The organism is Arthrobacter livingstonensis, from assembly GCF_003219815.1.
Taxonomy (GTDB): domain Bacteria; phylum Actinomycetota; class Actinomycetes; order Actinomycetales; family Micrococcaceae; genus Specibacter; species Specibacter livingstonensis.
In genome coordinates this window covers 91,826-105,704 of record NZ_QJVD01000009.1, presented here as the reverse complement: position 1 = coordinate 105,704, position 13,879 = coordinate 91,826, and the positions used below count along the sequence as shown (strand labels likewise).

General features: G+C 65.5%; 13 protein-coding genes. 10 read left to right on the top strand and 3 right to left on the bottom strand.

The features are described 5' to 3' along the window. Nucleotides 1-53 precede the first annotated feature (53 nt). The 6 genes from thrS (at nt 54) to CVV68_RS24595 (ending at nt 5,153) form a co-directional block, all read left to right on the top strand. Nucleotides 54-2,084, top strand: coding sequence for a threonine--tRNA ligase (gene thrS, locus CVV68_RS10180; RefSeq protein ID WP_110500896.1), 2,031 nt, complete (start codon nt 54-56; stop codon nt 2,082-2,084). A 20-nt stretch (nt 2,085-2,104) separates the two neighbouring features. Continuing rightward, nucleotides 2,105-2,656 carry an HIT family protein gene (locus CVV68_RS10175; protein WP_110500963.1) on the top strand — a complete coding sequence of 184 codons (552 nt, stop codon included), beginning with the start codon at nt 2,105-2,107 and terminating at the stop codon, nt 2,654-2,656. A 13-nt stretch (nt 2,657-2,669) separates the two neighbouring features. Then, nucleotides 2,670-3,296 carry a phosphatidylinositol phosphate synthase gene (pgsA, locus tag CVV68_RS10170; protein ID WP_110500895.1) on the top strand — a complete coding sequence of 209 codons (627 nt, stop codon included), beginning with the start codon at nt 2,670-2,672 and terminating at the stop codon, nt 3,294-3,296. 106 nt (nt 3,297-3,402) lie between these two features. Then, a complete protein-coding gene (gene pdxS, locus CVV68_RS10165) occupies nt 3,403-4,305 on the top strand; it encodes a pyridoxal 5'-phosphate synthase lyase subunit PdxS (protein WP_110500894.1) in 903 nt (300 codons plus the stop codon). Nucleotides 4,306-4,521: 216 nt separating this feature from the next. Then, complete coding sequence (locus CVV68_RS24600) at nt 4,522-4,851, top strand: dihydrodipicolinate synthase family protein (RefSeq protein WP_110500893.1); 330 nt, start codon at nt 4,522-4,524, stop codon at nt 4,849-4,851. Continuing rightward, a complete protein-coding gene (locus CVV68_RS24595) occupies nt 4,848-5,153 on the top strand; it encodes a dihydrodipicolinate synthase family protein (RefSeq protein ID WP_170133147.1) in 306 nt (101 codons plus the stop codon). The genes CVV68_RS24600 and CVV68_RS24595 overlap by 4 nt, the downstream gene beginning before the upstream one ends. A gap of 284 nt (nt 5,154-5,437) precedes the next feature. On the opposite strand, the gene CVV68_RS10150 is transcribed toward CVV68_RS24595, so the two are convergent. The 3 genes from CVV68_RS10150 to asnB form a co-directional block, all read right to left on the bottom strand. After that, nucleotides 5,438-6,130 carry a GNAT family N-acetyltransferase gene (locus CVV68_RS10150; protein WP_110500891.1) on the bottom strand — a complete coding sequence of 231 codons (693 nt, stop codon included), beginning with the start codon at nt 6,128-6,130 and terminating at the stop codon, nt 5,438-5,440. Nucleotides 6,131-6,133: 3 nt separating this feature from the next. Beyond that, on the bottom strand, nt 6,134-8,158 hold the full coding sequence (locus CVV68_RS10145; RefSeq protein ID WP_110500890.1) for a M3 family metallopeptidase: 2,025 nt from the start codon (nt 8,156-8,158) through the stop codon (nt 6,134-6,136). A gap of 93 nt (nt 8,159-8,251) precedes the next feature. Further along, nucleotides 8,252-10,936 (bottom strand): asparagine synthase (glutamine-hydrolyzing), encoded by a 2,685-nt coding sequence (gene asnB / locus CVV68_RS10140; protein WP_110500889.1) that lies wholly within the window; start codon nt 10,934-10,936, stop codon nt 8,252-8,254. A gap of 137 nt (nt 10,937-11,073) precedes the next feature. Here asnB and pdxT point away from each other — a divergent pair, with 137 nt between their 5' ends. The 4 genes from pdxT (at nt 11,074) to ruvA (ending at nt 13,879) form a co-directional block, all read left to right on the top strand. Then, nucleotides 11,074-11,778, top strand: coding sequence for a pyridoxal 5'-phosphate synthase glutaminase subunit PdxT (gene pdxT, locus CVV68_RS10135; protein WP_245933467.1), 705 nt, complete (start codon nt 11,074-11,076; stop codon nt 11,776-11,778). Between the two features lie 2 nt (nt 11,779-11,780). Next, nucleotides 11,781-12,536, top strand: a complete 756-nt coding sequence (locus CVV68_RS10130) for a YebC/PmpR family DNA-binding transcriptional regulator (protein ID WP_110500887.1) — start codon at nt 11,781-11,783, stop codon at nt 12,534-12,536. 3 nt (nt 12,537-12,539) lie between these two features. Further along, complete coding sequence (gene ruvC, locus CVV68_RS10125; protein WP_110500886.1) at nt 12,540-13,127, top strand: crossover junction endodeoxyribonuclease RuvC; 588 nt, start codon at nt 12,540-12,542, stop codon at nt 13,125-13,127. A gap of 98 nt (nt 13,128-13,225) precedes the next feature. Continuing rightward, complete coding sequence (gene ruvA / locus CVV68_RS10120; RefSeq protein ID WP_110500885.1) at nt 13,226-13,879, top strand: Holliday junction branch migration protein RuvA; 654 nt, start codon at nt 13,226-13,228, stop codon at nt 13,877-13,879.

Genomic DNA, 13,879 nt, shown 5'->3' with positions numbered 1-13,879 from the left:
CATCAAAGAGGCTCACAGCAACCCCCGTATGTTGCTTAAACATGGAGCCGTACATGACGAATCAAGGAGTTCCCGTGCCAGTGGATACACAAATCACCATCAATGTCGACGGCGTTGCGACGACGGTGGCCACCGGCACCACCGGCGCAGAGCTGTTCTTCGAACGCCGCGAGGTAGTTGTTGCCCGTGTCAACGGTGTGCTGACGGACCTTGACCAGCCCCTGGCCGGGGGCGCCGTCGTCGAGGCCGTCACCATCGATTCCCCGGACGGGCTGAACGTGCTCCGGCACTCCACCGCCCACGTCATGGCCCAGGCCGTGCAGCAGCTGCGCCCCGACGCCAAGCTCGGCATCGGCCCGTACATCACCGACGGCTTCTACTTCGATTTCGACGTCGCCGAGCCGTTCACTCCGGAGGACCTGAAGACCCTTGAGAAGATGATGCTCAAGATCGTCAACCAAAACCAAAAGTTCGCCCGCCGCGTCGTTTCCGGGGACGAGGCCCGCGAGGCCATGGCCAACGAGCCGTACAAGCTGGAGCTGCTGGGCAGGGCCTCCGACGCCGATACCGCCGGCGAAGGCGTCAACGTTGAGGTCGGGGCCGGTGACATCACCATTTACGACAACGTCGACCGCAAGTCCGGCGAGAGCATCTGGTGCGATCTGTGCCGCGGCCCGCACCTGCAAAACACGAAGCTGATCTCCAACGCGTTCGCGCTGACCCGTACCTCCGCCGCCTACTGGCTGGGCAACCAGAACAACCAGCAGCTCCAGCGCATCTACGGCACGGCCTGGCCCACCAAGGACGACCTGAAGGCGTACCAGGAACGCATCGCCGAGGCCGAGCGCCGCGACCACCGCAAGCTGGGCGTGGAACTGGACCTGTTCTCCTTCCCCGACGAGCTGGGCTCCGGCCTGCCAGTGTTCCACCCCAAGGGCGGGATCATCCGCAAGGAAATGGAGGACTACTCGCGCCAGCGCCACGTGGAGGCCGGCTACGACTTTGTCTACACCCCGCACATCACCAAGGCCAACCTCTATGAAGTCTCCGGCCACCTGGACTGGTACAAGGACGGCATGTTCCCGCCCATGCACGTGGATGCGGAACTCAACGAGGACGGCACGGTGCGCAAGCCCGGCCAGGACTACTACCTCAAGCCGATGAACTGCCCCATGCACAACCTGATCTTCCGCTCCCGCGGACGGTCCTACCGTGAACTTCCGCTGCGCCTGTTTGAATTCGGTGCGGTCTACCGCTACGAAAAGTCCGGCGTGGTGCACGGACTGACCCGCGTGCGCGGCATGACCCAGGACGATGCACACATCTACTGCACCCGCGAGCAGATGAAGGACGAGCTCACCAACACGCTGAACTTTGTCCTCTCCCTCCTGAAGGACTACGGGCTGAACGACTTCTACCTGGAGCTCTCCACCAAGGATCCGGAAAAGTTTGTCGGATCCGACGAAGCATGGGAGGAAGCCACCAACACGCTGGCCGAGGTTGCCACGGCCTCCGGCCTGGAGCTTGTGGCGGATCCCGGCGGCGCCGCGTTTTACGGCCCGAAGATCTCCGTCCAGGCCAAGGATGCTCTGGGCCGCACCTGGCAGATGTCCACCATCCAGCTGGACTTCAACCTCCCCGAACGCTTTGAGCTTGAGTACCAGGGCGCCGACGGGACCCGCCAGCGCCCCGTCATGATCCACCGCGCCCTGTTCGGCTCGGTGGAGCGCTTCATGGGAGTGCTGACGGAGCACTACGCCGGCGCGTTCCCGGCCTGGCTCTCGCCCGTTCAGGTGGTGGCCATTCCGGTTGCCGAGGCCTTCAACGACTACATGTTCGACGTCGTCGCCAAGCTAAAGGAGCAGGGCATCCGCGCCGAAGTGGACACCTCCAGCGACCGCTTCCCGAAGAAGATCCGCACCGCCAGCAAGGAGAAGGTGCCGTTTGTGCTGATTGCCGGCGGTGACGACGCCGACGCCAACGCGGTGTCCTTCCGCTTCCGCGACGGCAGCCAGGACAACGGCGTGGCCGTCGAAACGGCAGTGGCCCGGATTGTTACTGCCGTACGGAACCGGACGGCGTGAGCGAACAGGGCGTGGCGTCCATGCAGGACGACTTTGAACTTCCGGGCGTGCCGGATGCCTTTCAGCGGCTCTGGACGCCGCACCGGCTCGCCTATGTCAAGGGCGGGCAGGAACAGGTCACCGGACCGCACAACTGCCCCTTCTGCGAGGCCCCCGGCCGCAGCGATGCCGAATCGCTGATCGTCCACCGGGGGGCGCTGGCGTATGTGGTGCTGAACCTGTTCCCCTACAACCCCGGCCACCTGCTGGTGTGCCCGTACCGGCACGTGCCCGATTACACGGACCTGACGGCGGAGGAGACGGCCGAGTTTGCCGCGCTTTCGCAGCAGGCCATGCGGGTGCTGCGGGCGGTCGCCAACCCTTCCGGCTTCAACCTGGGCATGAACCAGGGTGCCACGGGCGGGGCGGGCATCGCCTCGCACCTGCACCAGCACATTGTGCCGCGGTGGGGCGGGGATGGAAACTTCCTGCCCATCATCGCCGGCACCAAGGCCATCACCCAGACGCTCGGCGAGGTGCGCGAACAGGTGGCGGGCGCCTGGGACGCCACCGGCCGGACGCGCCAACCATGACGAGGAAGAATCCATGCTGAACAAGTACGCCCGCGCGCTCTTTGCAGCCATCTTCACACCGGTTGCCGCGCTGCTGGTGCGCCTGAAGGTGTCCCCGGACGCCGTCACCATCATTGGCACGCTCGGTGTTGCCGGCGGCGCCCTGATCGGCTACCCGATGGGGCAGCTCTTCTGGGGCACCGTGGTCATTACCGTCTTTGTCTTCTCCGACATCATCGACGGGCTGATGGCGCGCATGATTGGCCGCTCCGGACCGTGGGGCGCTTTCCTGGACTCCACGCTGGACCGCGTGGGTGACGGCGCGGTCTTTGCCGGCATCGTCATTTGGTTTTACACCGGCGGGCACAACTCCTTCGTCGCGGCCATGGCCCTGACGTGCCTGGTGCTCGGCTCCGTTGTGTCCTACGCCAAGGCCCGGGCCGAGGGGCTGGGGATGACAGCGAACGTGGGCATTGCCGAGCGTTCCGACAGGCTCGTGGTGGTGCTCGTGGCGACCGGGCTGGTGGGCCTGGGCATCCCGGTGGCCGTGCTCGCCGTCGTGCTGGTCCTGCTGGCGGCAGCCAGCGTGGTGACCATCGTCCAGCGGGTGGGCACTGTACGCCGCCAGGCCATGAACGGCAATCTGCAGGCCGAGCGGTAGCCCCGGTTTCAGCACCCGGCATTACCGGGAATAGAATGGGCGTACCCGTGTGGCGTGCCACGTTGCGGGCAAGACTATTCTTTCGTTCCTTCCCAGAGGGGTTTTTGTGTCTACAAGCGATGTATCAGCGGTGACCGGCAGCAGTCGGGTAAAGCGTGGGATGGCCGAGATGCTCAAGGGCGGCGTCATCATGGACGTCGTCAATGTCGAGCAGGCCAGGATTGCCGAAGATGCCGGCGCCGTGGCCGTCATGGCCCTGGAACGCGTGCCCGCGGACATCCGCGCCCAGGGTGGCGTGTCCCGCGCCAGCGATCCGGACATGATCGACGCCATCATTGCCGCCGTGTCCATCCCCGTCATGGCCAAGGCCCGCATCGGGCACTTTGTCGAAGCCCAGGTCCTGGAATCACTCGGGGTCGACTACGTGGACGAGTCCGAGGTCCTGACCCCGGCCGACTATGAGCACCACATTGACAAGTGGAACTTCAAGGTTCCCTTTGTCTGCGGTGCCACCAACCTTGGCGAGGCGCTGCGCCGCATCAACGAGGGCGCGGCCATGATCCGTTCCAAGGGCGAGGCCGGCACCGGGGACGTCTCGAACGCCACGGGCCACATGCGCAAGATCCGCGCGCAGATCGCCAAGCTGTCCGCCCTGCCCGAGGACGAGCTGTACGTCGCCGCCAAGGAACTGGCTGCCCCATATGAGCTCGTGAAGGAAATTGCCGCCACCGGCAAGCTTCCCGTGGTGCTGTTCACCGCCGGCGGCATCGCCACCCCCGCCGACGCCGCCATGATGATGCAGCTCGGCGCCGACGGCGTGTTTGTCGGCTCCGGCATCTTCAAGTCCGGCAACCCGGCCCAGCGCGCCGCCGCCGTCGTAAAGGCCACCACCTTCTACGACGATCCTGCCGTTATCGCAGAGGTCTCGCGCGGTTTGGGCGAGGCCATGGTCGGCATCAACGTTGCCGACATCCCCGAGCCGCACCGCCTCGCAGAGCGCGGCTGGTAACCCCACTACCAACGCCGTATCACCTTTGGTCGCCTTTTCGGTGACGCGGTATCACCGTTGGCGAGATGTTCGGCGACGCGGTATCACCACCGTACCAACAGTTGAGGGAGATTCATTTCTCCCTCAACTGTTTGCGTTGGCGGCCAATTTCACGCCCGCCTCGACTCGAGGATTGTTATCGTGGCCCAGTCATTTGCCGGTTAGCTTGCTTACCCAGTGAAGCCCCTGACGGACGACGGCGAACCCAACCTGGGTGCCTTGTCGAACCTCGTGCGCAACTCGGCCGCGGCCGACGTTTCCGGCGTCACCGTTCTGGCCACTTCAGGTGCCGGTGTGACCCTTGACCGCGGGGAGCGGCGGCCCGTCGTGGAAGCGGCGGTTGACGCTGCGCACGCGCCGGGAAAGATATCCATTCCGGTGCTCGCGGCCGTGAGCCCCCCCTCCACTCGGGAAGTACTGCACCTCGCCTGGGATGCAGAACAGGCGGGAGCCGGCGGCCTTCTACTGGCCCCGTTCTCGTACTTTCCCTGTCGGACGCAGAAGTGAGGGCGCTCTTCACTGAGGTCGCCGATGCCACGGCTCTGCCCATCTGTCTTTACAACAAGCCGCTCCAGACCCAGTACGACGTCGCGCCAAATACCCTGGCCCACCTGGCTGGCACATCAAACGTGGTGGTCGTGAAGGAAACCATGAGGAGGGAGGACATTGAGTGCCGGATTCGGCAGCTAAGGGACGCCGTGGGGGAGGAGTTCTCGATAGGTCTCAGTTCCGACGTCCACCTTCTGGCTGAGCTGCCCCGTGTCGACGTATGTCACACAGGACTGGCTGCCTTGTTGCCCGAGGAGTAAGCAGAGGTGTGGCGAAACGCTCAGTCAGGGTGTCGCCACTGGGCTGCCCAGGGCCGCCTGCAATCCGTGGCGCTGGCACTTTCGGAGGCAAAGCACGCACTGGGTGCGCTGCACGCGCTGGCCTATTCTTTGGGAGTCCCCACCTCCGGTCCCCGCGGCCCGTTCGCCGCTGCGACGGAGGACGAAGCTGACCACATTCCCAATTCGATCAACGGTCAGTCCGCGCCGCCACAACGGTGATACGGCGTTGTCGAAAAGGCAGCCAACGGTGATACGGCGTCGGGTCAGGGTTGGGGGAGGTGGTACCACCAGGTCCGGCCCTTGCCGATGAGCGCGAATCCATACTTGGAGTACAGCCTTTGCCCGTCCGGGGTGGCGTTGAGCAGCAGGTGTTCCGCCCCGGCCTCCAAGGCCGTCTCGGAAAGCCTGTCGAGCAGCGCCGTGCCCAAGCCCGTGCGGCGGTGGTCGGGCGCCACCACCATGTCGAAGATTCCTGCCAGGTGCTTGGTGCCCTGCTCGGGCGGGATGAACACGTACGACTGTCCGGCCCATTCATTGCCGACGCGCGCGGTGCCCAGCCACGCCTGCTGCGGCGCCAGCGCACACACGGCCGGTGCCGGATCGTTGATGAGCACCCGGGCATCGGAGGACTGCCCGATTCTTGCGGGGTCCAGCGCAAGCGTCATCCACCACGGCTGCCAGCCGGGTTCAAAGCTGTGGTCGGCCAGCACCGCGCCCCTGGCGGCGGCGTTGAGCCATACGCCGACCACGGCGGCCCCGCGGCGTTCCGCCTCAGCCAGGGCGGGCAGCAGCCCGGCTTCGGTGATCTCGGTGGGGAACATGCAGAGCATCTCGCGCGTCTCCGGGAGCCACACCCATTCCATGCGGTGCGTGCCGAAGGCCCGCCCGCCGGTCGCCGCCGCCAGGGCCTTGAACCAGGCGTGCTGGGTGCGTTCGCAGTCTGCGAGGGTCACCACGGGCTAGGCCAGCCCCCTGCGGGCCAGCAGAGGCGCGGTGTCCGCGTCCCTGCCGGCAAAGTCACGGAAGGCCTGCAGCGGATCCACCGAGAAGCCCCTGCTGAGCAGGGTGGACCTGAAGTGTTCGCCGTTGGCCCGTGACAGCCCGCCGTTGGCCTTGAACCAGGCCACGGTGTCGGCATCGAGCACCTCGCTCCAAATGTAGGAGTAGTAGCCGGCCGCGTAGCCGCCGGCAAAGATGTGGTTGAAGTAGCCGGTCCGGTAGCGTGGCGGGACGGCGGGCAGGTCCATGCCGGCAGCCGCCAGGGCCGCCGCCTCAAACGCCAGTGGGTCCTCCACCGTGGTGCCCGGGGCCAGCTCGTGCCAGGCCAGGTCCAGCAGCGCGGCGCCCAGGTACTCGGTGGTGGCGAAGCCCTGGCCCCAGAGCGACGCGGCACGCAGCCTGTCCGCGGTGCCTTCGGGCAGTGGCTCCCCGCTCTGGTGGTGTTTGGCGTAGTTGGCCAGCACCTCGGGCCACAGGATCCACATTTCGTTGACCTGGGACGGGTACTCCACAAAGTCCCGGGGCACGTTGGTGCCGGAGAATAACGGGAAGGTGACGGCAGAGAACAGTCCGTGCAGCGCGTGGCCGAATTCGTGGAAGCAGGTAACCACCTCGTCATACGTCAGCAAGGTGGGCTCGCCGGCCGGCGGCTTGGGAATGTTCAAGTTGTTGACCACGACGGCGTGCGTCCCCTCGAGCGCCGACTGCTCCACGAAGGAATTCATCCATGCACCGCCACGCTTGGTGTCCCGGGTGTAGTAGTCGCCCAGGAAAAGGCCCAGCGTCGAGCCGTCCTCATTGAACACCTCCCAGACGCGCACGTCCGGGTGGTAGCCGGCCATCCCCGTCCGCTCGGCAAAGGAGAGGCCGTACAGCTTGGACGCGGCGTAGAACACGCCGTTCTCCAACACCGATTCCAGTTCAAACCAGGGGCGGAGTGCTGCGAGGTCCACGCCATATTCGTCCCGGCGGACCTGCTCCGAGTAAAACGCCCAGTCCCACGCCTCGATGTCGTGCCCGGCAGTGGAGGCCAGCTTCTCCGCCTCGGCGTGGGCGTTGCGCACGGCCGCGGCGGTGATGGGGGAGAGCATTGCGTGCACGGACTCGAGTGACGGCGCTGTCTGGGGTTCGATGGCTCGGTCCGCCTCTGTGGGGAAGCCGAGCAGGGCTGCCTTTTCGGCACGGAGCGCGGCCATGGCCGCCGCAAGGCCCAGCACATTGGCTTCTCCGTCGCCCGCGCCCCGGCCAAGGGAGGCGAAATGCAGCCTGCGCCGGGTCTCCCTGTTGGTGAGCACCTCCATTGCGGGCTGCGCGGTGGGCAGGATCAAGGTCAGCAGGTAGCCGGAACCGTGCCCGGCCGCGCGGGCTGCGGCGGCCGCCGTCGCGAGGTCGTCGGCGCTGAGCCCGTCAAGCTCGGTCCGGTCGCTGACAAACACCGCGGCGTCGTTGATGCCCTGAAGCACCCTTTGTGAAAACTGCGTGCCGAGCGTGGAGAGCTGCCCATTGATTTCACGCAACCGTGCCTGCCCGGCCGCGTCGAGTCCCACGCCGGCCCGGGTGAACGACTTGCGGTATTCAGCCACCAGCCGTGACGACTCCGCGTCCAGCCCCTCCGTGGGCACGGCCAGGAACCTCTGGTACAGGGTGTTGTCAAGCAGCACCGTGTCGCCGTGGTCGGCCAGCCGCGGCGCGATCCGCTGTTCAATGTCCTGGATGGCCGGTGTCCCGCATGCGCCGGCGATGTTGAAGAACACATTTTCCACACGCGTCAACATGGCCCTGCTGCGTTCCATGGCGACCACGGTGTTCGCAAAGGACGCGGGCTCCGGGTTCGCGGTGATGGCGGCGATCTCCGCAAGGTGCCGGGCAAACCCGGCCTCAAAGGCGGGCAGATAGTCCACGTCGCGGATGGCGGCAAAGTCGGGCAGCTGGCAGGGCAGCCCGCTGGCCACCAGGAACGGGTTGGCGGAAACGTCATCAGTCATGCGTCGACTCTTTCATGTTTAACCCAAGGAACGACGGCGAAACGAAAGTTTCGCCGTCGTTCCTTGGGTTGCATGGGTTGTGCCCGTGGCATCCTACTTCTGCGTAAACACGACGGACATGGGGGTCGTCTCGGTCGTCTGGCCCTGCGGGTTGTCGCGGAAGATGTCCTGCAGGACGTCCTTGGTGAGCCTGGTGTCGTGGCCCAGGGCCACCACCCCGAGGTCGTTGGCGTCCATGATGGCCGTGCCGGCAAAGGTGGCGGCGTATTCGGCCGGCACCGTCTTGCGCACCAGCGCGCTCAGCCGCGCCGCAACGCCGTCGGGGTCCAGGGGTGCGTACTTCACTGAGTGGGTGGAGGTGCCCACCTGGTAACCGGCAGCGCCGTCGATCGCGTTGATGTTATGGCCCACCACCTCGTAAAACACGCCCGACTTGCCCTGCAGCTTGCCCAGCACGCTGCGGGCGGAGGCGTACATGATGCGGGGCAGGCCAACCTCGTCGATCGCCAGCTGCATGGACCATGGACTTGCCAGGCCGATCCCGCCGGGGTTCCGCGTCACGAATTTGGAGAAGATGCGGGCCGCGCCGGAGACCTTGATGTCCCAGACCGGAATGGAGCGGCCCTGGGTCATCGCCACGATCTTTTCCGAAACAAACAGGTACCAGGGGGTGTCCGCCGTCGCGGCGCCGTGGTCACCGCCGGCGACGGGGAGCCCGTCAAAGAAGCGCTTGACGTACGTCATGGCGGCCGGGTCGAAGTCGGTCTCCTTGTAGAAGACCTCGGTGCGCAGCGGGTAGCGGCGGAAAGTCCCGGCGCCGTTGGGCACGGTGATGTCCAGTTGCTTGCCGGCGTTGGGGATGTAGTCGCTCTTGCCCTCAATGCCGGCTTTGGTCTCGGGCTCGTCAAAGAATTCGCGGAGCCACAGTTCGGTGTTGATCAGGCGCCAGAACACCATGGTGGAGCCGGCGGACTTGCCGCTGAGGTATTCCTCGAAGGCGTAGATGACGGCGTCCTGGTTCCAGTAAGACCGGGCGCCGAAGGAGGAGGACAGGAAGATCTCGTAGATCTTTTCCTTCATCAGCGAGAACCATTCGGCCTCGGGCGTGGTGAAGCCGATCTTGTTCCGGCGGTTGCTGATCATTTCCGGCAGCAGCTCGCGGGTGGCGTCGCGCAGGATGCGCTTGTTCCAGCCGCCCTTGATGATGGATTCGTCGTCGAGGCTGAAGAGGAACTTCACCACTTCCTTGTCCAGGAACGGCACGCGGCCCTCCAGGGAGAAGCGCATGGTGTTCTTGTCCTCGTAGCGCAGTACTGCCGGCAGCGACTTGTGGAACAGGTCGTCGATGAGGCGCAGCTTCAAGTTGTCCGGGATGTTGGAGAAAGTCTCGGACTTGTACTTGGCGGTGAATTCCTTGTTCAACAGGGGCGTGATGCCGCTTGCCTTCTTGAACGTCAGGGCGCCCTGAATGCGGAAGCGGGCCAGGCGGAACAGGATGTCGGAGCTGGAGGCGAGCTCCTTGGCGAGCTTGCCGTTTTGGCCGTTCTTCTTCAACTGGCGCAGGTAGGCGAAGTAGTAGGGGATGTAACCGGCCATCATCTCGTCGGCGCCCTGGCCGTCAAGCAGCACGGTCACGTGCTTGGAGGCCTCGCGCATCACCTGGTACTGGGCGTACGGGCCGGAGGAGATAATGGGCTCCTCCATGGTGCGCACAAAGTCCTCCAGGTCCTCCACGAACTCGGCGGCCTGGGGGCGGATCTTGTGGCTGGTGACGTTGCCTTCGCAGCGGGCCAGGACGGCGTCGGCGTACTTCTCCTCGTCATTGAGGGAGTTGGGGAACACGGCGGAGAAGGTCTGCTGTGTGGCGCCCAGGGAATCCGTTGCGGCGGCCTTTTCCTGCATCAGCTTGTTGATGGTCACCACGACGGCGGACGAGTCCAGTCCGCCGGACAGGGCGGTGCCGACGGGAACCTCGGACTGCAGGCGCAGGCGCAGGCCCTCCGTGAACCGTTCCCGGTACTCGTCGATCACTGCCTGGGAGTAGGGGGTCTCGATCTTGGCCAGCTCGGCCAGCTCTTCCTTCAGGCGCGTGTACGGGCTGATGGTGACGGTGCCGGCGGGGCCGGCCTCCGTGTCCACGGTGCTCAGGACGAGCTTCTCGCCAGGCATCAGCTTGTGGATGCCGGCAAAAAAGGTTTCGGCCTCTTCGTCGTGGATGCGGAACTGCAGGTAGCGGAACAGGATCCGCTCATTGACGTCCTGCTCCAGCTTTCCGGAGGCGAGCAGCGGTTTGATTTCGGAGCCGAACAGCAGGGTGGGGGCTTCGGGGGTGCCGGCCGTGGCGTAGTACAGCGGCTTGATGCCGAAGTGGTCGCGGGCCAAAACCAGGCGGTTGTTTTTCCTGTCATGGATGGCAAAGCCAAACATGCCGTTGAACCTGTCAAAGGCGGCGTCCCCCCACTCCTCATAGGACTGCAGCACCACTTCGGTGTCCGAGTTCGTCAAAAATGTCCGGCCCAGGGTCTCCAGCTCGGTGCGCAGGTCAAGGTAGTTGTACACCTCGCCGTTGTAGACCAGGACGGTCTCGCCGTCGGCACTGTACATCGGCTCCTGGCCGTGGGCGACGTCGATGATCGACAGCCGCCGGTGCGCCAGGCCTACGTTGCCATGTGTGTAGATGCCCTCTCCATCGGGGCCGCGGTGCACAATGCACGCGTTCATCCCCTGCAGGAGGGTTTCGTCTTCCCCATAACCGTAGTAACCGGCGATTCCGCACATACCGCGTGCCTCTTCTCTTTAGTCCGTCAGTCCACGGACAATGCTACTTGCTGGCAGCACACCCGCCCGCCAGGCGTCCCTGCGCGGGGGCGATGCAATCCTGTGACTTTGCGCCCATCTATGATGTAAAAGTGACTGTGCCAAACCCTGAAAAACGACCATCCGCGACCGGCAGCAGCCCCCTGATTGGCATCCTCGCCCTGCAGGGCGACGTGCGAGAACACGCGCGCGCACTGGAGTCGTGCGGGGCGCGCGTGGTGGCCGTGCGGCGCCCCGCCGAGCTGGCCGCCGTCGACGGCCTGGTGCTGCCCGGGGGGGAGTCCACCACCATTGACAAGCTGACGCGCATCTTTGGCCTGAGGGAGCCGTTGCGCGAACGCATCCAGGCGGGACTGCCCGTCTACGGCAGCTGCGCCGGCATGATCCTGCTGGCGGAGAACATTGCCGATCCCGCCACCGACCAGGCCGGCAATGCGCAGCAGACGCTGGGCGGGCTGGACATCACGGTGCGCCGCAACGCCTTTGGCCGGCAGGTGGATTCCTTTGAAACCGAACTGCACTTTACCCAGCTGGCGCCGGAGGGCGGGCCGGAGAGGGCAGTCCATGCGGTGTTCATCCGGGCCCCGTGGGTGGAGCGCGTGGGCCGGTCCGTGCAGGTGCTTGCTAGTGTTGAAGTCCCCGCCGAGGCGCGGCCGGCGGCAGGGAACGGTAGAATTGAACCCGTAGTACGTGCTGTCGCCGTTCGTTCGCAGCACTTGCTGGCCACTTCCTTTCATCCTGAAGTGACGGGCGAGCGCCGCATCCACGAGCTATTTATTCGAATGATCAGAGGAGAAGCGTAACCATGTCAGGCCACTCCAAATGGGCGACAACCAAGCACAAAAAAGCCATCATTGACAGCCGCCGTGCAAAGTCGTTCGCCAAGCTGATCAAGACCATCGAAGTTGCCGCCCGCACCGGCGGCCCCGACATCGTGGGCAACCCGTCCCTCGAACTGGCCGTCACCAAGGCCAAGAAAACCTCCGTCCCCGCAGACAACATTGACCGGGCCATCAAGCGCGGCTCCGGCCAGCTGGGCGACGCCGTTGACTACCAGACGATCATGTATGAGGGCTACGGTCCGCAGGGAACCGCCATCTTGATTGAGTGCCTCACGGACAACAAGAACCGTGCCGCCTCCGAGGTCCGGCTGGCCGTGGGCCGCAACGGCGGCAACATGGGCGACCCCGGCTCCGTGGCCTATATGTTCACCCGCAAGGGAATCGTCGGACTGCCCAAGAACGGGCTCACCGAGGATGACCTCCTCATGGCCGTGCTCGACGCCGGTGCCGAGGAAGTCAAGGAGGAGGGCGAGCACTTCGAGATCATCTCCGACACGGCCGACCTCCCCGCCATCCGCGCCGCCCTGACCGAGGCCGGCATTGACTACGAAAGCGACGAGGCCGGGTTTGTCCCGTCCATGCAGGTGGAGCTCGACGTCGAACACGCCCGCAAGTTCATGAAGCTCTACGATGCGCTGGAGGACCTGGACGACGTCCAGAACATCTACTCCAACGCCGACATGAGCGAGGAAGTCCTCGCCGCCCTCGAAGAGGACTAGGAACTGCGTGTCCTCGGCGTGGATCCCGGCCTGACCCGTTGCGGGCTGGGCGTGGTGGACGTTGCCGCCAACCGCACCGCCACCCTGGTGGGGGTGGGCGTGGTGGGCAGCTCGCACGAACAGACACTGGACGCCCGGCTGCTGGTCATCGCCAACGCGGTTGACCAGTGGCTGGACGCGTTTAAACCCGACGTGCTGGCCATTGAGCGGGTCTTCGCACAGACCAACCTCAGCACCGTCATGGGCGTGGCCCAGGTTTCCGGGGTGGTCATGGTCGCCGCGGCCCGCCGCGGGATACCTGTGGCCCTGCACACACCGTCGGAAGTGAAGGCGGCCGTGACCGGCAACGGGCGGGCGGACAAGGCCTCCGTAACGGCCATGGTCACCCGGCTCCTGCGGCTGCACGAGCCCCCGCGGCCGGCCGACGCCGCCGACGCGCTGGCCCTGGCCATCGCCCACGCGTGGCGCAGCGGTGGTGCGGTTGATGCCGGCACCCCGGGGACGACGGCGGCGCAAAAGTTGTGGCGCGAGGCCGCCGGCAAGGCGAAAATCCACAAGAACAAGGAAAACCCCGGGGCGGCCTGGCGCTAGCCGTTCGTAGCTGTGTTCGATAAGCTTTCGTGTAGCGTGGACACCAACGAAGCACGTGCGCATTCATTTCAGGGGCACGGCATGTCAGGAGCAATGTAATGATCAGTTTTGTCCGCGGCCCGGTTGCCCACCTTTCCCTGGCGCAGGCCGTGATAGACGTCAACGGCGTGGGCATGCTGGTCCACGCCACGCCCAAGACCCTTGGCAGCCTCAGGCTGGGGGAGGAGAGCACGCTCACCACCTCGATGATTGTCCGCGAGGACTCGATGACTCTGTACGGCTTTGCCGACGCCGACGAGCGCGAGGTCTTTGACATCCTCATGGGGGTCAGTGGCATTGGACCGCGCCTGGCACTGGCCATCCTGGCCGTGCTGGAGCCCGAAAGCATCCGCGTGGGAGTGGCCGGCGGCGACGGGAAGGTGTTCACCAAGGTTCCCGGGGTGGGGCCCAAGGTGGCGGGCCGGATCGTGCTCGAACTCAAGGACAAGCTCAAGCCCACCGGCGCCGGCAGCGCGGCAGCCGTGCCAGCGCCGAATGCCCCACTGCAGTGGAAGGAACAGGTGGTGGCCGCCATGACCAGCCTGGGGTGGAATGAAAGGGATGCGCTGAAAAGCATCGACGCGGCCGTGGCCGCGGAGCCGGGGCTCGCCGAGGATGGAAATGTGGCTGCCGTCCTGCGCGCCACGCTGCGCTGGCTGGGGCAGGACGGCGCCCGCCAGAACAGTGCACGCCAGTCAAGCCGGGTGCGCTAG

What these genes read in the sequence shown, in the direction of transcription:
- thrS (WP_110500896.1), top strand. Translation starts at nt 54, where the DNA reads ATGACGAATCAAGGAGTTCCCGTGCCAGTGGATACACAAATCACCATC.
- CVV68_RS10175 (WP_110500963.1), top strand. Translation starts at nt 2,105, where the DNA reads ATGCAGGACGACTTTGAACTTCCGGGCGTGCCGGATGCCTTTCAGCGG.
- pgsA (WP_110500895.1), top strand. Translation starts at nt 2,670, where the DNA reads ATGCTGAACAAGTACGCCCGCGCGCTCTTTGCAGCCATCTTCACACCG.
- CVV68_RS10145 (WP_110500890.1), bottom strand. Translation starts at nt 8,158, where the DNA reads ATGACTGATGACGTTTCCGCCAACCCGTTCCTGGTGGCCAGCGGGCTG.
- asnB (WP_110500889.1), bottom strand. Translation starts at nt 10,936, where the DNA reads ATGTGCGGAATCGCCGGTTACTACGGTTATGGGGAAGACGAAACCCTC.
- CVV68_RS10130 (WP_110500887.1), top strand. Translation starts at nt 11,781, where the DNA reads ATGTCAGGCCACTCCAAATGGGCGACAACCAAGCACAAAAAAGCCATC.
- ruvA (WP_110500885.1), top strand. Translation starts at nt 13,226, where the DNA reads ATGATCAGTTTTGTCCGCGGCCCGGTTGCCCACCTTTCCCTGGCGCAG.